This is a genomic window from Ulvibacterium marinum, assembly GCF_003626755.1.
In the GTDB taxonomy this organism is placed as follows: domain Bacteria; phylum Bacteroidota; class Bacteroidia; order Flavobacteriales; family Flavobacteriaceae; genus Ulvibacterium; species Ulvibacterium marinum.
Window position 1 is genome coordinate 1295056 of the sequence record NZ_RBCJ01000002.1, and the last position, 19864, is coordinate 1314919.

General features: G+C 43.1%; 15 protein-coding genes. 12 read left to right on the forward strand and 3 right to left on the reverse strand.

Annotated features, from left to right (window positions below):
- Nucleotides 1–8: 8 nt before the first annotated feature.
- From eboC to D7Z94_RS12930, 3 genes are read right to left on the reverse strand one after another with little or no spacing between them, the layout of a single operon-like run.
- Entirely contained in the window at nucleotides 9–899 is an 891-nt protein-coding gene (eboC, locus tag D7Z94_RS12920) for a UbiA-like protein EboC (protein ID WP_120711938.1), read from the reverse strand.
- Entirely contained in the window at nucleotides 900–1808 is a 909-nt protein-coding gene (locus tag D7Z94_RS12925; RefSeq protein WP_120711939.1) for a TatD family hydrolase, read from the reverse strand. It lies immediately after the preceding gene.
- Nucleotides 1809–1810: 2 nt separating this feature from the next.
- Entirely contained in the window at nucleotides 1811–2665 is an 855-nt protein-coding gene (locus tag D7Z94_RS12930) for an EboA domain-containing protein (protein ID WP_120711940.1), read from the reverse strand.
- A gap of 267 nt (nucleotides 2666–2932) precedes the next feature.
- On the opposite strand from D7Z94_RS12930, the gene ppdK reads away from it, so the two are divergent.
- The 12 genes from ppdK to D7Z94_RS12985 all read left to right on the forward strand — a co-directional run bounded on the left by ppdK (nucleotide 2933) and on the right by D7Z94_RS12985 (nucleotide 19845).
- On the forward strand, nucleotides 2933–5662 hold the full coding sequence (gene ppdK, locus D7Z94_RS12935) for a pyruvate, phosphate dikinase (RefSeq protein ID WP_120712070.1): 2730 nt from the start codon (nucleotides 2933–2935) through the stop codon (nucleotides 5660–5662).
- A gap of 326 nt (nucleotides 5663–5988) precedes the next feature.
- Nucleotides 5989–7236, forward strand: coding sequence for a type III sulfide quinone reductase, selenoprotein subtype (gene sqr, locus D7Z94_RS12940; RefSeq protein ID WP_120711941.1), 1248 nt, complete (start codon nucleotides 5989–5991; stop codon nucleotides 7234–7236).
- 19 nt (nucleotides 7237–7255) lie between these two features.
- Nucleotides 7256–7564 carry a TusE/DsrC/DsvC family sulfur relay protein gene (locus D7Z94_RS12945; protein WP_120712071.1) on the forward strand — a complete coding sequence of 103 codons (309 nt, stop codon included), beginning with the start codon at nucleotides 7256–7258 and terminating at the stop codon, nucleotides 7562–7564.
- 33 nt (nucleotides 7565–7597) lie between these two features.
- Nucleotides 7598–8074 carry a DsrE/DsrF/DrsH-like family protein gene (locus D7Z94_RS12950; RefSeq protein WP_120711942.1) on the forward strand — a complete coding sequence of 159 codons (477 nt, stop codon included), beginning with the start codon at nucleotides 7598–7600 and terminating at the stop codon, nucleotides 8072–8074.
- A gap of 369 nt (nucleotides 8075–8443) precedes the next feature.
- Nucleotides 8444–12544, forward strand: a complete 4101-nt coding sequence (locus D7Z94_RS12955; protein ID WP_120711943.1) for a T9SS type B sorting domain-containing protein — start codon at nucleotides 8444–8446, stop codon at nucleotides 12542–12544.
- A gap of 355 nt (nucleotides 12545–12899) precedes the next feature.
- Nucleotides 12900–13280 (forward strand): hypothetical protein, encoded by a 381-nt coding sequence (locus tag D7Z94_RS12960; protein WP_147415884.1) that lies wholly within the window; start codon nucleotides 12900–12902, stop codon nucleotides 13278–13280.
- 368 nt (nucleotides 13281–13648) lie between these two features.
- Nucleotides 13649–14131, forward strand: a complete 483-nt coding sequence (locus D7Z94_RS12965; protein ID WP_147415885.1) for a hypothetical protein — start codon at nucleotides 13649–13651, stop codon at nucleotides 14129–14131.
- 21 nt (nucleotides 14132–14152) lie between these two features.
- The gene (locus D7Z94_RS12970; protein ID WP_120711946.1) at nucleotides 14153–17128 is read left to right on the forward strand and encodes a gliding motility-associated C-terminal domain-containing protein; all 2976 of its coding nucleotides are present in this window, start codon (nucleotides 14153–14155) and stop codon (nucleotides 17126–17128) included.
- Nucleotides 17129–17286: 158 nt separating this feature from the next.
- Nucleotides 17287–18192 carry a PorP/SprF family type IX secretion system membrane protein gene (locus D7Z94_RS12975; protein ID WP_120711947.1) on the forward strand — a complete coding sequence of 302 codons (906 nt, stop codon included), beginning with the start codon at nucleotides 17287–17289 and terminating at the stop codon, nucleotides 18190–18192.
- 139 nt (nucleotides 18193–18331) lie between these two features.
- Nucleotides 18332–18544 carry a hypothetical protein gene (locus tag D7Z94_RS25540; RefSeq protein ID WP_147415886.1) on the forward strand — a complete coding sequence of 71 codons (213 nt, stop codon included), beginning with the start codon at nucleotides 18332–18334 and terminating at the stop codon, nucleotides 18542–18544.
- A 115-nt stretch (nucleotides 18545–18659) separates the two neighbouring features.
- Complete coding sequence (locus D7Z94_RS12980) at nucleotides 18660–19028, forward strand: hypothetical protein (RefSeq protein ID WP_120711948.1); 369 nt, start codon at nucleotides 18660–18662, stop codon at nucleotides 19026–19028.
- Nucleotides 19029–19110: 82 nt separating this feature from the next.
- The gene (locus D7Z94_RS12985) at nucleotides 19111–19845 is read left to right on the forward strand and encodes a LytR/AlgR family response regulator transcription factor (protein ID WP_120711949.1); all 735 of its coding nucleotides are present in this window, start codon (nucleotides 19111–19113) and stop codon (nucleotides 19843–19845) included.
- The last annotated feature ends 19 nt before the right edge of the window (nucleotides 19846–19864 follow it).

Sequence of the window (19864 nt, forward strand, 5' to 3'; positions counted from 1 at the left end):
GTTTTGGTTTAGGTCACTGCAAAAAGCTTGGACAAAAGTAGGGATAAAGGCAACAATAGTAATAACAAAAGGCCGTACCACCAAACGGAAAAGCCTACGGCCAAGGAAGCGTCCAGGACAATTAGCGAAAGGACGCCTGCTATCACCGCTTTTTTTATGTTTTGAGGGGAATTCAAGTTATAGGCACGAATAAGGGGTTTAAAGACCAAAAAAGCGAAGAGCGCTAAAAAAGGAATCACTTGAACTATATTTTCGGTTTTGGACATAACAATAGTTGCAATGGCCAAAATAACCAGTATGTACAATACCCCTGCCCAAATGATATGGTTCTTATTATTTCCATGCACCTCACCTCTACTTATTACCGTAATGGCAAAGATATACGCCAAAGGGATTCCGGCGTACCACCACTGGGAAAATGCTCCTAGGATGGACATACCCAAGATTAGGTTCAGGCCCCTGCACAATCCCATATTCAAAGGTCCAAGAAAGCCATCTTTTTTTGAAAAAGCATCATAAAGGACAATAAAAAAAGCCAAAACAAAGGAAATAATACCGCTAAAAGATCCGGAAAAAAAGGCCAATACTATCCCCAATATCAATAAAAGCACTCCGTAAAGTGCTGCGGATTTTAGAGGAATCAATCCACTTGGAATAGGCCTTTCCGGACGCTCCACTTTATCCAGATTTACATCGAATACGTCATTAAGAACAACCCCGCCCGCATACAAAAAGACTGATGCAAAAACCAAGAAGATTACTTTGTAAACGATTTCTAAACCAATAAAGTCATTGGAAAGAACTCCGGCAATTGCAATACCGGCCAAAATATCGGCGGCAGCGGTAGGTAAATTGGCTGGACGGGCCAAGCGCAAATATCCTTTTAGTACAGTGGACATTTATACAATTTTATCCGAATCCACTTTTGGGACTTGACCGCGCAATACGCTATTCTCATTATACAGTTCCGTCTGGTCGATTCCTTTCGGGTTTAACCAATCGGATTCTTTCATTTTGCCATTTTTTCCAAAAATATCCAAAGCATTTTGATAGCAGGTCTTCACCACATCTTCCTTTGCAATCCCTCGTTTCAACATTAAGTTGGCGGTTTTGGGAACTGCTAATGGGTCGCTTACCCCCCAATCTGCAGAGCTATCCACAATGATGTCCGTACTTCCATATTTTTTGACTACTTCTACCATGCGCTCGTTGCCCATTTTAGTCTTGGGATAGATAGTAAAAGCGGCTACAAAGCCCCTATCCAGCACTTCCTTTACCGTTTCTTCATTGTTATGATCAATAACGACCATGGCCGGATCTAAGCCATGTTCCAAACATACCTCCATACTTCTAATCGTACCTGATTTTTTATCCCGATGTGGTGTATGTACCTGTACCACCATGCCCAGTTCTTTGGCCATTTCCAATTGAGCTCGAAAGTACTTGTCCTCCGCGGGGGTTTGATCGTCATACCCTATCTCACCTATGGCTACCACATTTTCCTTATGAAGGTATAAGGGCAGTAATTCGATTACCTCTTCGGCCAAGGCTTCATTATTTGCTTCCTTGGAATTTAAACCGATAGTACAATAGTGTTGTATCCCGAATTGTCTGGCCCTAAAAGGTTCCCAACCTACCAAGCTGCTGTAATAGTCCTGAAATGAACCCACTTTGGTACGCGCCTGACCCAACCAGAAGGAAGGTTCGATGACCGCTACCACCCCTGCCTCCGCCATAGCTTCGTAATCATCCGTTGTTCTTGACGTCATATGAACGTGTGGGTCTATAAACATCATTTTTTCTTCCATATTCAATCTTTTAGGGTTTTCCAACTTAGTATTTTATTTTCAACCTGTTCCAACAGATGAGGATAGCCTTCCAGCATTTTTTTGGCTTCAGGGGTATCCGAATGATAACAACACAGAGCTCCGGCCCTATTTTCCAAAGAATCGGTACTGTCCAACAACCGTTTCATATCAGCTAAAAGGGTGGCATTTAGAAATCCGGAAACGGGACGCCAAAAATAAGGGTCAATATCCCTGGAGGCCGCCCATCGTTCATGGGCATAATCCGAAATAATACGGGCCAGTTCTTTGTTCGCCCTTTTGTCTACATCCAATATGGCGCTCAGATCTCCTTGCATAAAAGCGGTTTTCAGATACATCTGGTTCCATTGTTGCTCATTAAAGTACAATGCGGGATATGGGTTATTCAGGGCTATTGCATTAAAAACCGTGGATACATTGGTTCGAAGTGCATCGACTGCCTGGGTATTATAGGCCTCCGGATTGGGCAGCAATATCAAAAATTTTAAAAAAGTCTCCAATTCCCCGGTATCCGCCACTTCAATAATATTGGCAACCTTCGGTGTAAAAAATTCCCTATCCGCCTTCAATACGCTGATCAACAAATAAATTCTTGAAATCTGTTGGATATTCGCTTTCTGAATACGCAAGTAACCTTCTAGATCATTACCGGAATTGATACTTTGGATATTCTGAAGACCAATCTTGGACGGGACAAGACTGTAGGTTAAATACATATCCCGGGCATTGCCTTCGCGGGCGATTTTTTGGATTTTTTCCTCCAACCAATTACGGGCTTCCTGGTCAACGGTATTTTCAATAATCCTTGACAGCTGTTCGCCTACATCATTTAACTGCATAAAACCACCTATTTTAAAGGTAATCGGTAGTTCTTGAAATTGCTACCACTTCTACCAAGCAAACCATTTTGCCAAACATCATCAAAAATAAAGCTAATTATCATATAATAAAAGTGGTGGATATCGGTATTAACCACAATCCCTTTTTTTGTAACCTATGTTACCGGATTTTCAAGCAATAAGGTGATAAATATCATGAAAACACTTCAGTGAAGTCTATACTTTTGAGTGATCCAAAATTCAGGTAAACACCTTAAAAACAATAGTATGGAAATCATGGAAGAAGTTAGAAAACGGGTATTTCGATTTGGCAGCAAATCGGCCGATGGGGACAGCACAATGCGAAACTTACTTGGTGGAAAAGGCGCCAATCTAGCCGAGATGAGCGCTATCGGTATCCCCGTACCGCCAGGGTTTACCATAACCACAGAAGTTTGTACGGAATATAATAAGTTAGGAGAGGAGGCTACATTGAAACTGATCAGGAAGGATGTTGAGCAGGCCATTGCCAATATTGAAAAGATCATGGATACCGAATTCGGTAATTCGGAAAACCCTCTTTTGATTTCCGTACGATCGGGAGCACGTGTTTCCATGCCCGGAATGATGGATACCGTTTTAAATTTAGGTCTAAATGATGATGTTGTAAAAGGCCTTGCCGCTAAGACAAAGAACGACCGATTTGCCTGGGATTCCTACCGGAGATTTATTCAAATGTATGGAGGCGTTGTCCTCGGAATGAAACCGGAATCCAAGGACGATATCGATCCCTTTGAGGAAATTATGGAACACCTTAAGGAAAAACGTGAAATTGAACTGGACACCCAGTTTACCGTACAAGACCTTAAGGATTTGGTCTATGATTTTAAGGATATTGTAAAGAAGCGTACCGGTCACGATTTCCCTACAGACCCATGGCAACAACTATGGGGAGCCATTATCGCGGTTTTCAATAGTTGGAACGGAGACCGCGCCCTGTACTACCGTAAAATGCACGGCTACCCTGCGGATTGGGGAACCGCCGTAAACGTACAGGCCATGGTCTATGGTAACATGGGAGACAGTTCGGGTACCGGAGTATGTTTTACCCGGGATGCGGGAACAGGTGAAAATGTATTTAATGGGGAATATCTGATCAACGCACAGGGCGAGGACGTGGTTGCAGGTGTACGCACCCCACGACAAATCACCACGCTTGGATCCAAACGATGGGCGGAACTGGCCAAAATCAATGAAAACGAGCGTTTGGTTACCTATCCCTCCTTGGAGGAATTGATGCCTACCATATATAAGGAACTTCATGGGTATCAAGAAAAGCTGGAAAAGCATTATCGGGATATGCAGGACATGGAGTTTACCATTCAGGAAGGAAAACTCTGGATACTACAGACCCGTAACGGGAAACGTACCGGAGCGGCCATGGTAAAAATCACGATGGATTTGCTCAAAGAAGGATTGATTGATGAAAAGGAGGCAATACTCAGTATAGAGCCCACTAAATTGGACGAGTTGTTACACCCGGTCTTTGATACAAAAGCCCTAAAACGCGCACATGTCATCGCCCAAGGATTACCTGCCTCTCCAGGGGCCGCAACGGGACAGATCGTGTTTTTTGCCGACGAGGCACATAAATTCCGTCATAGCATCCTAACCCGGATAGAAACCTCTCCAGAAGATTTGGAGGGAATGAACATAGCCAAGGGTATCTTAACGGCTCGGGGCGGAATGACTTCCCATGCGGCCGTAGTCGCCAGGGGAATGGGGAAATGCTGTATCTCCGGTGCCGGTGCCTTAAAAATCAGTTACAAAAGACGGACGTTGACCGTAGACGGAAAAGTATATCATGAAGGAGATTGGATTTCCTTGAACGGTTCCACTGGAAATATTATTGAAGGTAAAGTAGCTACGAGCGAACCTGAATTAAGTGGAGAATTTGGTGAAATTATGAAATTGGCGGATAAGTATGGAACCATGGAGGTACGTACCAATGCCGATTCTCCAAAAGATGCCAAGGTTGCCCGTAATTTTGGTGCAAAAGGTATTGGACTGGCCCGTACCGAACACATGTTCTTTGAAGTAGACCGCATCAAGACCATGCGCGAAATGATTCTGGCCGATACGGTAAAGGGAAGAAAACATGCCTTGGAAGATTTGTTGCCCATGCAACGTAAGGACTTTGAGGGTATTTTTGAAGCCATGGACGGACATCCCGTTACCATTCGTCTTTTGGATCCCCCATTGCATGAATTTGTGCCCCATCAATTGGCCACACAAAAAGAGTTGGCCGAGGATATGCATATTTCCTTATTGGCCGTTAAGAACAAAGTAGCGGAATTACAGGAATTCAATCCTATGTTGGGCCATAGGGGATGTAGATTAGGAAATACCTATCCAGAAATAACCGAAATGCAAACCAGGGCCATCATTGAAGCAGCTCTAAATTTGAAGGAGAAGGGCATTGTCTCCAAACCTGAAATTATGGTCCCCTTAGTTGGAACATTGAGTGAATTTATGGAACAGGAAAAGGTAATCCGGGAAACCGCCAACAAGGTATTTGAAGAATATGAGGATACCATCGATTATTTGGTAGGTACCATGATCGAAGTGCCCCGGGCGGCATTAATGGCCGATTCCATTGCTGAACGCGCCGATTTCTTTTCCTTTGGAACAAACGATCTTACGCAAATGGCCTTTGGCTATTCACGGGATGATGCCGGTAAATTCCTGCCCATCTATCTGGAAAAAGGAATTTTGACCGCAGATCCCTTTGAGGTTTTGGATCAAAAAGGTGTAGGACAGTTAGTAAAAATGGGAACGGAACGCGGCAGAAGCACCAAGCCTGATTTAAAAGTAGGTATTTGTGGAGAACATGGCGGGGAGCCTAGTTCGGTAGAATTCTGTTATGCTACTGGAATGAACTATGTGAGCTGTTCTCCCTTTAGGGTTCCCATTGCACGGGTAGCAGCTGCCCAAGCAGTTTTAAAAGCAGGTAGTTGATCCACTTATGGATTTCATCCCCTTATAAAAAGAGGCGAAACTATAGTAATTGCGAATTGTTACCTGGACCAAGTTCCGGGTAACGGTTCGCAATACTATTTTTATGTGAACCTAACCCCATCTGATTCCCTCCTAGAGTCCTTGGAACCACATTCTTTACGGCGATTTTTTAAATACAAAACATTATAAATCAATCGATTATATTGGATTTTATGTAACAATTGTTACCAAGTTTTGACCCTTCACCTGACTTTTGTCATGTCTTTTGACCCCATATCCCAATAACTTTATGTGTATAAAATAGAAAAGGATAAAGTTTAGAAAGCATGAAACATTTGGTCATATTAGGCGCGGGAACATCAGGTACCATGATGGTAAATCATCTCATCGGAAAGCTTCCCAAAAAAGAATGGAAAATTACCATAGTAGATCAGTATAAAACACATTACTATCAACCGGGGTTTCTGTTTCTTCCCTTCGATATCTATACCACACAACAGGTAAAAAAAGATGGTAGAAAGTTTATTCCAAAAGAAGCGAATTATATCCAGAAAAAAATTGAGCTCATCCTGCCCAAGGAAAATTTGGTAAAGCTTGAAGGTGGGGAGGAACTACCGTACGATATATTGATCGTCGCGACTGGTACAAATATAGCTCCTGATGAAATAGAAGGTATGGACGGCCCTGGGTGGTACAAGGACATCTTCGATTTTTATACCTATCAAGGAGCTAAGGCCCTACGCAATAAGCTACGGGAATGGGAAGGTGGAAAACTGGTAGTGCATATTACCGAAATGCCGATTAAATGTCCCATTGCCCCTTTGGAATTTGTGTTCTTGGCCGACTCCTATTTTAAGAACAAGGGCATGCGGGACAGCGTGGACATTACCTTCGTTACCCCTCTAAGCGGTGCTTTTACCAAACCCAAGGCCACCAAGGCCCTACACTACCTATTGGAAGAAAAGAACATTACGGAGATTACCGATTTTAATATAGAACGCGTCGATTATGAAAACAAAAAGATAGTCGATTATGCCGATACCGAGGTTGAATATGATCTGTTGGTTACCGTACCCACGAACATGGGGGATGCACTTTTGGAACGCTCGGAAATGGGAGATGAACTGAACCATATCCCAACGAACAAGGCCACCTTACAGACCTTGGATCATGAAAACATATTTGCCATAGGCGATGCCACAAACTTACCGACCTCAAAAGCTGGATCGGTCGCTCATTTTGAAGCGGAGATACTGACGGAAAACATACTTCATTACATAAAGGGAGAACCTTTGAAAGAGGAATTTGACGGACATGCCAATTGCTTTATCGAGACCGGTAATGGCAAAGCCTTATTAATCGATTTCAACTATACCCATGAGCCGGTAGAGGGAACCTTCCCGTTTCCCGGCGTAGGCCCGCTGCAGTTATTGAAGGAAAGTAGAGCGAACCACATGGGCAAAATGGCCTTTAAATGGGTGTACTGGAACATGTTATTGAAAGGCACACATATTCCGTTCGTATCCGCGAACATGAGTACAAAAGGCAAACATTTTGAAAAAATGGAATCTTAATAATCTAAAACAAGGTAAAATGGAAAAGCTAATCGCACAACGTACTATTTCAGTAAATGAAGAAGGATATTTGACCGATTTTTCGCAATGGACCAAGGAAATCGGTGAGGGAATCGCCAAAGAGCAGGATATTGCTATGACGGATAGGCACTGGGAGGTCATAGATTACATTCATGATAAATTTCAAAAGGAAGAACCCCTCTCCATACGCGGTATCAAAAAAAGTGGGGTCATCAATATCAAGGAATTTTACAAGCTGTTTCCGGGAGGCCCATTAAAAAAAGCTACAATGATCGCCGGGATACCCAAACCCAAAAGTTGTATTTAAACCAGTATTTGTAAACAATTTAAATCAAAAATCATGAGTAAGACCAAAGTACGGAAGATGATGTTCATCCTTTCCAAAGCTACCATAGAAAATGTATATGCCGCCTTTATTATGGCCAATGGTGCCCGGATGGAAGGTATAGAGTCCGAGATATTCTTTACTTTTTTCGGATTGGAAGCCATCCAGAAGAAAAAACTGGAACATTTGCGTGTGGCCACGGTGGGCAACCCTGCCATGCATATTCCAACCATGTTGGGTGGCCTACCGGGCGTTGAGGCACTGGCCACCAGTATGATGAAAAAGGAAATGGAAAAACTGGATATGCCACCTGTTGGTGAATTTTTGGAAATATTATCGGATTCTGGATGTAGGCTTTGGGCCTGTAAATTGGCCATGGATATGTTCCATTTAAAGGAAAAAGATTTGATCGATGAAATCGAAGGCATCCTTACCATAGGGGATTTTTACAATAGGGCCGATGCCGAAGGTACCCAGCTGCTTTTCATTTAATGGCTAGGTATCTGTTAGCTCATCTTTAACAGGATAAATAGTTATACATTTTTTCTAAAATTTTATAAAAATATAGATTTTATAGTCAATATACATCGATAAGTAAACAAATATATTTCGAAAAAGATTACTTGAAAATATAACTTTATTTTCAATAGATTACGTTTTTTCTTAAAATTTTATAAGAATTTACGTTCAATTAATGATACATACCGATAATTTGACGGAACCTACCGTTTACCCGATTACGGAAACGTCCACCCGTCTTTCCCCTTAATTTTGATATTGTAACCACCAGCCTCCCTTTTGGATGTGCCTCTCAAATGGATAATCTAGATTAGGGGGAAAGGCAGGTAAAAACGCATTGAAATGTCCCCTTTTAAAAAGCTTGACCTACTTTTTATGTTCGTGCTATGTATTGTACTGAGCCATACCCTTACCGCACAGGTAATCTTGACCCATAATGTTGGAGAAATTGTACCCAGTACACAGTTTTCGTGTAGTCCATCATATATGGGGCGGATTTTTACGCTTCAGGATTTTGGGATTGCCGAAGATGAGGAGCTTATTATCAATTCTGCCGAAATAGCGTATCAAATCAAGGTAGAAAGGGAACTTGGTGCTTGGGTAACTTTCTATGTATATGCCATTGATGATAACTTCCCGACCTCCTTCTTCCAGGCTACGCTGCTAGGAAAGAGCCAACTGGTTCAATTGGAGACATCACCAACCAATAATGGGCTGACCCCTTTGAAGACGTTGACGGCCGATTTCAATATTCCGGTAACCGTGCCACCGAATACCAAAAGAATTCTGGTAGAAGTTGAGGAAAAATTAACACCAAACAGCCTCTATTTGGCATCTACCGAGGATGAAACCGATTCTTCCTGGTTCAGAGGGGGTTGTCCTCCTTACACTCATAATACCACGGACAATTATGGATATCCGGATGCGCACTTTTACCTAAAGGTATTTGGAAATAACCGTATTCCCTCAGGCTGCACGGATTATCCCATAAATTATACGGCCACCATCTGCGATCCCGATGGTGATGGTATTGGCCAGTTCGATTCTACTAATTGGGGATCTAACGTTGGTGGATTTGGAAACGAGGTCTCTTATTTTTATGCTAATGGAGATCCCCTTCCCGATCCCCTTCCCAACCCGTATACAAACAAAACGCCCTATAGAGAGGTAATTACGGTACGGGTGACAAATCCAAATACCGGAAACTGCCATGAGAGCGAAAGGACATTGATAACCCATGCCCCTATTGACATAGAGCAACCGCCCAACCTTTATGCCTGTGACGAAGGAAACGGTTATGCCCATTTTGATGTTTCCGCCATAGAGGCACAAATAATTGGTACACAGACCGGCTTAAACCCCTCCTACCTAAATATCTCCTATATGGATGCCAATGGCCAGGAGCTATCCGGTTTCCCTTCCGCCTCTTATAGGAACCAGCAGCCCCATACCCAGACCGTTTACGTACAGGTGGCGTATGATGCACCGTATACACCTCCATGTCCTGCAGAGACCTCCTTTGACCTTATTGTAAGACCTAGGCCACAAGCCGGATCCTTGAACGATTTGGTGGTCCAAGATAACGACGGTGATGGATTTGCCGAATTTGATACTTCTGGTGTAGAAAATACCGTGGTCGGCAGCCAGAGCGGAATGGACGTTTCTTACTTTGATGCCCAGGGATCCCCACTTCCTTACCCCTTACCGAACCCGTATACCAACACGACACCCCACCTAGAAACGATCACGGTACGGGTAAGCGACCCTATTACCGGCTGTTACAGTGAGACTCCGTTGACCTTGCGGGCCTCAAATACCCCAATAGTGCTACAACCATCCGACAAATATGCCTGTGACGAGGGAAACGGCTTTGCCCATTTTGATGTCTCCTCTATCGAATCGCAAGTCATCGGTACACAGACCGGACTAAATGTTTCCTATCTGGATGCCCAAGGACAGGTACTGCAAAATTTCCCCTCAGCGTCCTACAGGAACCAAAACCCCTATTCCCAGACCGTTACTATCAGTGTAACGGACCAAAGCGACCCTACATTTCATGTGGAGACCGCCTTCGACCTTATCGTAAACCCAATGCCAGTGGCACATGCCCTCCCAGATCTTATCGTGTGCGATGATGATGGGTTTGCAGAATTCGATACCTCAGAGGTCGTAGGCGTCGTGGTCGGGAGTCAGACAGGAATGGAAGTTTCTTACTTTGATGCCCAGGGATTAACGCTTCCCAATCCACTTCCAGATCCGTATACCAATACGGTTCCTTACCAGGAAACTATTACGGTACGCGTTACCGATCCATTAAGCAATTGTTATGCTGAAACCCCGTTGACCTTGCGTGTTTCGGATACCCCAACCGTTGGGAATCCATCTAATTTGTATGCCTGCGATGAAGGGAACGGCTTTGCTCAATTCGATGTCTCCTCGATCGAAACGCAAATAATCGGTACACAGACCGGACTAAACGTTTCCTATCTGGATACCCAGGGACAGGCGTTACAAGGTTTTCCCTCAATATCTTACAGAAACCAAGAGCCCTACTCTCAGACTATTACGGTAAGAGTGGAGAATAGCAACAATCCCGATTGTTATTTAGAGACTTCCTTCGACCTGGTTGTAAATCCCCTGCCCCAAGTCCAACCCTTGGAAGATTTAATAGTCCAGGATGAGGATGGGGATGGATTTGCCGAGTTCGATACCTCAGGTATTGAGAGTTCGGTTTTGGGCAGCCAGACCGGAATGGAAGTTTCCTACTTTGATGCGCAGGGATTACCGCTCCCTTCCCCCCTTCCTAATCCATACACAAATGCTAACCCCCATCAAGAAACGATTACCGTTAGGGTGAGCGACCCCATTACCGATTGTTATACCGAGACCTCTTTGACCTTACGAGTCTTGAAGGTACCTAACGTTGGGAGTCCAACTGATTTCTATGCCTGTGACGAGGGGAACGGCTTTGCCTATTTTGACGTCTCTTCGATCGAATCGCAAATAATCGGTACACAGACCGGACTAAACGTATCCTATCTGGATGCCAATGGAACGGTACTACAAAATTTTCCCTCCGCATCCTACAGGAACCGGGAACCCTATTCACAGACCGTCACCGTAAGTGTGACTGACCAGAGCGACCCTGCATTTCACGCCGAGACCGCCTTCGACCTTATCGTAAGTCCCTTACCCGTGGTACATGCCCTCCCAGATCTTATCGTGTGCGACGATGATGGTATCACAGAATTCGATACCTCCGAGGTCGAAGGCGCGGTAGTCGGCAACCAGACCGGATTGGAGGTTTCATACCTCGATGCCCAAGGATCCCAACTTCCCTACCCATTGCCTAATCCGTATATAAATTCGGAGCCCTATTTGGAAACAATCACCGTAGTAATCACCAATCCTCTTACCGGGTGTAGTGTGGAAACCCCATTGACCTTACGGACATTTGAGGCTCCGGACATACAGCCCCTTCCAAATTTATATGCCTGTGACGCAGGAGACGGCCACTCGCTTTTCGACACCTCTTCTTTGGAAACCCAAATACTTGGAGAACGCAATGGGCTGAAAATCTCTTACCTAGATGTCAATGGACAGGAACTATCAGGTTTCCCCTCTGCTTCTTATAGGAACGAGGAGGCTTATTCCCAGACGGTCACCGTTAGGGTGGCCGGAGAAGAAAGCCCAAATTGTTACTCAGAGACTTCCTTTGACCTGGTCGTGATCCAACCCCCGGCCATCGATCTACAGGAAACCTACTATCTCTGCGACCAGGAACCTTCCAGGACCATTTCCGCAACCCCCGATGGGAATTCCTGGACATGGTTCGCCGATGATGGCACTATACTCTCGGATTCTTCCGAAGTGGTCCTTACCGAGGAGGGAGGGTATACCCTTCTTATGGGCAGAATCCAAAACGGGATCAGCTGTGAAAGCTCTGCCTCATTCCGCTTGGTCCGCACCGAACCGACCATTATCCAACAATTGAACACCGGGGAGGACTTCTCCGGGGATAACCGTATTGAGGTCCTTGCTTCCGGGGATGGCGAACTGGAATATTCCATCGATGGCGAGAGCTATCAGGACGATAACATGTTCCATGAGCTTCCGGGAGGAACCTATACCGTATACGTAAGGGACAAGGAAGGTTGCGGAGAGGACTCCAGGGAAACGATCCTGTTGGACTATCCCAAATTCTTTAGCCCCAACAGTGACGGGATAAACGACCTTTGGAAAATCGAGGCCCTAGCGGACTTCCCCGACGCCGTGGTCCAAATCTTCAATCGTTATGGAAAGCTATTGGGCCGGATACGGCCTGGTGATATCGGCTGGGACGGTACTTTCAAGGGAAACCCGTTGCCTTCATCCGATTACTGGTTTACCCTAAATCTTGGTGACGGAAGAGAGTACAAAAAACATTTTGCCCTAAAACGGTAATCAGGAGGCCCTAAACCTTTATAATTAAACCAAAACATCTTGTGAAAAAATACTCCAAAAAAAGTAACGCTCCTGTTCAAGTCGTCACTACTACAGATGCCCTCGCAAACAGCTGTATCAAGTTTTGTATCGAGAAGACAACTACTACTGGCTTACAAAGAAGGCATTACCAATCCACACCTGTACTTTACCTTTAAAAAGAGGAAAGCTACCGTTTAATAAATCACGCAAACATCCGGGCATTCTACTTCGTAATTTTATCTCATAATAAACAGTTTACCACTGTGAATTTATAAAAAACCCAAATCCAAATCGTAGATCTTGAAACCATCAAAGCACAACAACCACAACCTTTTTGAAAAATCTAGACCTACTACTTATGCTCTTGACCTTTCTGGTATTTGGCAAGATAGTAATAGCAAAAATACCAACAACTCGAAATCTGTGTTCCCCCATCTATTTCACCCGAATAGCCAGCGAACAGATTTCACCGGTGACCGAGAATTTAGGGGATTCTGCCACAGTACTGAAAAATGTAAACACCGCCATTTCCCCAAGGCTGGTGTTTACTTTCAATGCATTGTTTGCAGTTTCTCCACAGGTTGCCAAAATACAGGCCGCTAGTGCCATTCATATTACTTCCGTTGAGTTTCCCACCCCAATAGCGATATATATCGTGGACGACCTTTTGATTTGTGTGGTCGTCCGGGGCTCGGGAACATCATTAATTTATTAATGCTTCAGGTGAGTTAATCTTAAAAACTATTGACCCTAAAGTACTGACTAACCGTATTGCAATTTGCCTTTTCCTAAGGTATACCGGCCCACAAGTAAAAGTTTACGCCCAATAGCCATATCCAAATTAGTCTGCACTTATCCAAATTATAAATATTTACTTACATTTCAGGGAAAATAACCCTATTCCAATCCGCTAATGTTTCCTGCCGATGCGCAAATGGGACCTACCGTTACCTGAATCTCACCAACTTTAGCCCATTTTCCCATTTAATTTTGGTATGAAAACAATCGGCCTCCCTATTTGGTGTCCACCCCAAGGACATTCCAAAGTATGAAAAGGGGCTTAAAGCCGATAAACTATTGATTATGTTCCATTTTAAAAAGCTTGACCTACTAGTGCCGTTACTCCTTTTGATGTCCGGCCAGATAATTATTTCGAAAATATCAACGGCTAGAAATCTGGATTCTTTAATCTATTTTAACCCAAAAGAAAACAAACAGGTTTCATCGGAGACTCATAATCCTAGGGATTCCATTACGTTGTCGGAAAACATAAGCATTGCTATTTCCCCCAGGCAGGTGTTAATGTTTGACGAAATATCCAAAGTTTTTCCTCGGGTCGCCAAAATACTAACCAACTGTGTCATGTTTAGTATTTCCGTTGAATTTCCCACCCCTTTAGCGATATCTACCGTGGACGGCCTATTGATTTGTAAGGTCGTCCGGGGCTCGGGAGCGAATTCACTTAAAGATACTTCGAACAGTAAATCCAATAGCCTTAAAAAGGTACAACAAGAATACTACAGAAATTATAAACAGAACCCTATCCGCCAAGTAATTGTTATGTAATCATTACCAAACCAACCTACCATGAAAAAAAAACCACATTCAACAAGCATCCCCATGCTGTTGTTCCTATTGGTTTTTACTTGCCAGATTATCAGTGCGCAATGTGACGCCACCAACTTTACGGTGACGGCCAACTCTGGAACTTGCCCTGCCAATGGCTCAATTGGTATAGAGCTTCCCGGTGGTTCTCCGTGTCTGGGATGGCAGGCAATTCTTACCAATCAGGGTGGGATAGAAACTATACAAAATATTCCCGTTAATGGAGAAGCGGTTAGTTATAAAGCTCTATCCACCGGTAATTATTCCATACGATTGGTCAATGGATCCACCGAAATACCTTATTCGGGAAACCCTGTAGTTATAACCACTACCTATGAGGCTATGGATATTACCACCAGCAATACGGCTCCGTCATGCCCAACGGATGCTGATTTCTACAGTCCGGATGGAACTTTGAGCGTAAGTATAAACAGCGGTGGCACCGGACCTTTTCTTTATGAAGTTACCACACAATTCGGCACACAGCGTTTTGGTCCCAGCACAGACACTTCCCATATTTTTGGTAACATGGTCGGGGGCGAATCGGTTTCCATGACCGTAACGGATTTGGGTTGCGGGGTAGCCGAAACACAAATTCCGGTAATAGCCGATAATCTGGATAGAGCATCTATATCACTGGATGGTGAATTTCAAAGGTTGTGTGCCCCCGACTGTACCATGTACGATGTAATATTTAGGGCACACGTCTATTCTCAAGACCGTATAGATAATGTACTACTTCCAGGTAATGCTACCATCCGTATTAATGGTGGAGCGCCACAAGATCTAACACTTGAGAATGTTAACGGAGCTACAGTTACTTTTAAGCATCTTCCCGGATTAATGGAAAACGATACCTATACCTTGGCGTTTAACGATGGATGTTATCTATTTGGTGAAAGTCACGTGGTACCACGGATGGAGAATGATTTTCTCGTAATAACTCCAGAACAAGGTCTTGATATAGCCACTTGTGCCCCGGTTCATCAGATAAACGGTAGCGGTTCATTTTGCAACACAAATTCGGTTACTATAGAACAAGAAATTACACCCGGAGTATGGACAAACCTCATATCTTCCAATTCCTTAAACGCCAATAATTTTTTCTATATTTTACCAGGCCCGGGACATTACAGGGTTGCCGCATCGGATGATTGCCATACGGTGGTCAGAGAATTCGATACCCTTCCGGAAACGAATTCCTTGGATGAAATAAGCATACGGGATTCTCCTTCTGTTTTGGAAGGAACGGGTGCCGTGGTAATTGATAGAACATTATCGCCTAATAGCAATATCACCGTTCCAAATACAACTTACGAGATAAGTCCCGTACCTTTTGTTTCCAATATTACCATAAATCCTCAACAACCCTTTACGCTGGGAGGCTCCTATACCTTAAACTTCCCGATAATCTATAGTACGACTATAAATCGCTCAATAATAGGAGATTTACCTCTTGGTGATTATGAACTAAAAGTCATTTCCTGTGGTACTGAAAGAACAATCCCCTTTGAGGTTACTGGCCCGGCGCAATACAGCCCTATGCTGCAGACCCTTAACGGATGCTCCAATTCAGGTCGAGTTATTTACGACCTGGGGGCAGTGAACGTTGCCAACAGTACTAATGATCGTATAGATGTGGAGTTATGGACCAACGATGGTAACGATGGATTGGGTGTATTGGTGACTAACGATATTCCTCCCGATGGCCTTTCCGGTTCTTTTAATAACCTCGCCGCAGGAGATTATGTCCTACGCTTTTCCGGTATTAGACTTCAATCCGGGAACGATAACGAAGTTTTCTCCGCCGTTACGCTCAGCAATGAGGAAAGGGAATATACAACTCCCATTAGTATTGACCAATTTCAAAATATAACCGCCACAACATCAGGCACTTTTTGTGATTTAACCAATCCCTCATCGGGAATAATCTTTACCGAGATTCTAAGCGGTACTCCTACCTATCCCATGGTTTACGAACTATTTGAAACAACAGATCTAGATACCGCCGTACAAACATTTACGGAAACTGAACCATCTGTTACCAGTCACCTTTTTCAGAATGTTCCCCAAGGTGACTACTTGATTCGGATTACCACTCCTTGTGATGCCCTAGATCTTAACCTAAACTTATTACCGGTATCCCTTCAGGTACGGGCAACGACAGATAGTGCTTTTGTCTGTTCCCCGGGAACTGCCGTGGATCTGTCCATTAATCTGCCTCAGAGCCTATATGATATTGATTGGGCCGATAGTTTGGGGAATCCACTGGGTTCGGGGGCTTCCATAACCGTGAATGTAAATACCACCTCGACCTATTCGGCAAGTTATTCGCTAAAACCCGTTTTCTGTGCTGGAGCAGAGGTAGAAACCCTTTCTATTACCGTCCCTTTACGATCTGGCCTTTCCCTTGTAGGATCCATGGTGGCCAATTGTGACCCGCAAGGTGGCTTTTATACCTTGGTCGGCGAATTGGACGGCACCGCCCCTTATATTGTATCGGGAACTGGTGCCCCGGGTACGTTCAATGGAAATATTTGGACTTCAGATCCTATCCCCGTAGGTATGGATTATAGCATAAGCTTTGAAGATGTAAATACTTGTGATATTACCATAGCCGATGTATCCCCGATTAGCTGCGTTTTTGATGACGTGTGCGGATTGGATAAAATTACCACCTCGGACACGGTAACCGCCAATGGCGATGGTGTTAACGACAGATTTGAAATTACAGGAGTAGAAAGCTGCAATTACATCTTTAAGTTGCGGCTTTTCAATAGATGGGGCAATCTTGTTTACCAATCAAACGATTACCGCAACGATTGGGGCGGATCCGCTCCTAATAATTCATTCGGTAGTTCAGACAAACTGCCTTCGGGAACCTATTATTATCTCATTACCGTACAGGACCAAGAATTAAAACCCATAGATGGGTACATTTATTTTGGCTCCAATTAAAAGCATCCAATACTAGGATTTGTCATAGCACGAAGCAAAGTGATTGAATAGCAACTCATGACAGAAAATAAAACATAAAGCGATTATTAAAAACGAAAACCAAATTGTAGCTCCATGACATAGATATCGTCTACCAAAAACCCCCAACCTCACAAGGCATGAAAAAACAAAGGAAATACCTAATCCTGATCACCATATTGTACGGCGCAGTCCTAAGTTCCCAGCAATTGCCCCAGTTTACACAATACTTGTACAATACGGTTTCGATAAATCCGGCTTATGCCGGTAGTAGGGGCGTATTTAATGGGACCGTTCTTCACAGAAACCAGTGGTCCGGTCTGGAAGGAAACCCCAGAACAAATACACTAACGGTACACATGCCTATAGAATTTACGCGTGTAGGTATTGGTCTATCCTATATCAACGACAAGCTGGGTTTTGAAAGCACAAATTACGTTTATGGAGATTTTTCATATTCTATACCCTTAAATGAAGAAATAAAAATGTCATTTGGACTTAAAGCCGGTTTTACAAGCTATTCCCTTGAAAACCCAGACCCAAATGACAGCTTTTTCACGGACAATGGTACCATATGGCACCCAAATTTTGGAGCAGGAATATACGTAAGTTCACAACGTTGGTTTTTAGGAATTTCCTCGCCCAGAATTCTCAATACAGATCTTAACCAGGGTGAATTTATGGCTTTGGAAAGAAATAGTTATTATGCCATAGGTGGTGTGGTATTTGACTTGTCCAGAGATTTAAAATTTAAACCTTCCATAATCTCAAAATTTACGGACGGCGCTCCGGCAACCTATGATATTTCCGCTAATTTTTTGCTCTATGATAAGTTATGGCTGGGAGCAACCTACCGCTACAATTTTGCGAACAACTTTGGGGCCATTATGGATTATCAGGTCACGAAGGAAATTAGGATAGGATATGCCTATGACCTTCCAACTGTAGAATTTAGGACCGCCAGCTCCGGTACCCACGAAATAATGTTGATTTATGAGCCCTCCTTTAGGAAAAGAGGGGGTATAAAATCTCCTCGATATTTTTAGTGGAACGTATGTGTAAAATACTCCTTTTTAAACAAAAAACGCACAGTAAGGAATATCAACAAATGCTGTCTTTCAAAAAGGATAAACATGTACATATTACGGATAACCCATAAGTTAAAAACAATAAGTCTATCATAAAATGAAGCATCGAGATTCACTAAAATTTGCATACCGTCAGTTAGCAGTTTCCTTTTTGCTCACGGGAGATAACAAAAAGGCCATAGCGTATTTCCAATTATTTATTGATGACGAGGAAACCCATTCAGAATATCATGAAAAGTATATAAAAGCCCTTATTAAGGATGGTAGGCACGAAGAGGCCGAATTGTGGTCAAAAAAAAACAAGAATTAAGGTATAGGTAAGGACAGCGATCAACAAGGCCTTACCGGAATTCAAAACAAAAATGGACAACCTAATCTAAGATAGATCCAATGAATTAAAAGTATACTATACAAGAATACTTCATATGAAAACGAGAAGAAATCTAATTATATATGATAAACAGGGCCCTTTGGGGAATACGATTGCGCGTTCTTTCCAAAAGACGCCAATTGCAGTTTATAAGAACAAAAAAATAACGCAGATATTAGATCTGGTAAGGCTCAAGCAAAAAATCAACTTTGTCTTTGTGCTTTTCATATTCAATGAAGAGTTCGAATTGGTGGAATGTACCTTGTTGGCCCAACTTAATGTCCCTATCATCTTTGCTCCAACGAACAAGCACAGTTACAAAAACCTTATCAAGATGAAAGGTATTGAGGTGATGGATGTTTCAAAACACAAAAGCCTGCATATTTCCCAAATTCTGGATTTTTTGGAAACCCATGATACTTAACCCTACTTTTTAACGTTAGATTAAAGCATTGATATTTAGGCTGTTGTTTTTTAGCTTAGACTTATATTCCAAAATCTAACCGATGAATGTAGTACTCATAGATGATGATCTTTCCGAAGTAAACTACGGTAAAGAGCTGTTTATCAAAAACTTCGGTCATTTGGGTGCTTTACAATGTTTTAGCGATTCTACGGAAGGTCTGCACTTTCTCAATGAAACCCGCCCGGATTTACTAATAGTTGATGTAGAAATGCCCAACTTAAATGGGTTGGACCTTTTAAAGCAACTTAAATCTCCAAATACGGAAGTCGTATTTTGTACGGCCCATGACAGGTTCGCTATAGAAGCGTATCGGAACTTTGCATTGGGCTTTCTCCTAAAACCGTATAATGAGGCCGATTTTATCGCCGTTGTATCAAAAGCTATCCAAAGATTGAAAGCAACCGTTAAGGAGATGGTACCAAATGAAAAACAATTGGAAGCATTGGAGTTGGAAAACAAAAAAATTCCTATTCCTACTTTGGGATGCACCTATTTTTCGAGTATTCTGGATATTATCCGATTGGAAAGCGTGGACAGTTATGCAAAAATACATTTGACCGATGGTAGTATTCATATGAGTTCCTACGGAATCAAATTTTTCGAAAAAATTTTGACCATGCCCTTGTTTTTCAGGACCCATAAATCTCATTTGGTAAATCTCAAAAAGGTTTCAAAACTCTTTACGGACGGTACTTTGGTTCTGGATACTGGGGATCGTATCCCAGTGGCCAGGCGACGAAGACCGGATTTAATGGCCATTTTTGACCAATTCTAAAACCCCGGCCAAGCCTATC

Bases quoted from the DNA above. Each gene is read 5' to 3' on its own strand.
- D7Z94_RS25540 (WP_147415886.1), top strand. From the start codon at position 18,332: ATGAAGCATCGAGATTCACTAAAATTTGCATACCGTCAGTTAGCAGTT.
- D7Z94_RS12930 (WP_120711940.1), bottom strand. From the start codon at position 2,665: ATGCAGTTAAATGATGTAGGCGAACAGCTGTCAAGGATTATTGAAAAT.
- D7Z94_RS12950 (WP_120711942.1), top strand. From the start codon at position 7,598: ATGAGTAAGACCAAAGTACGGAAGATGATGTTCATCCTTTCCAAAGCT.
- D7Z94_RS12945 (WP_120712071.1), top strand. From the start codon at position 7,256: ATGGAAAAGCTAATCGCACAACGTACTATTTCAGTAAATGAAGAAGGA.
- sqr (WP_120711941.1), top strand. From the start codon at position 5,989: ATGAAACATTTGGTCATATTAGGCGCGGGAACATCAGGTACCATGATG.
- D7Z94_RS12980 (WP_120711948.1), top strand. From the start codon at position 18,660: ATGAAAACGAGAAGAAATCTAATTATATATGATAAACAGGGCCCTTTG.
- eboC (WP_120711938.1), bottom strand. From the start codon at position 899: ATGTCCACTGTACTAAAAGGATATTTGCGCTTGGCCCGTCCAGCCAAT.
- D7Z94_RS12955 (WP_120711943.1), top strand. From the start codon at position 8,444: ATGTCCCCTTTTAAAAAGCTTGACCTACTTTTTATGTTCGTGCTATGT.
- ppdK (WP_120712070.1), top strand. From the start codon at position 2,933: ATGGAAATCATGGAAGAAGTTAGAAAACGGGTATTTCGATTTGGCAGC.
- D7Z94_RS12975 (WP_120711947.1), top strand. From the start codon at position 17,287: ATGAAAAAACAAAGGAAATACCTAATCCTGATCACCATATTGTACGGC.
- D7Z94_RS12965 (WP_147415885.1), top strand. From the start codon at position 13,649: ATGTTCCATTTTAAAAAGCTTGACCTACTAGTGCCGTTACTCCTTTTG.
- D7Z94_RS12925 (WP_120711939.1), bottom strand. From the start codon at position 1,808: ATGGAAGAAAAAATGATGTTTATAGACCCACACGTTCATATGACGTCA.
- D7Z94_RS12985 (WP_120711949.1), top strand. From the start codon at position 19,111: ATGAATGTAGTACTCATAGATGATGATCTTTCCGAAGTAAACTACGGT.
- D7Z94_RS12970 (WP_120711946.1), top strand. From the start codon at position 14,153: ATGAAAAAAAAACCACATTCAACAAGCATCCCCATGCTGTTGTTCCTA.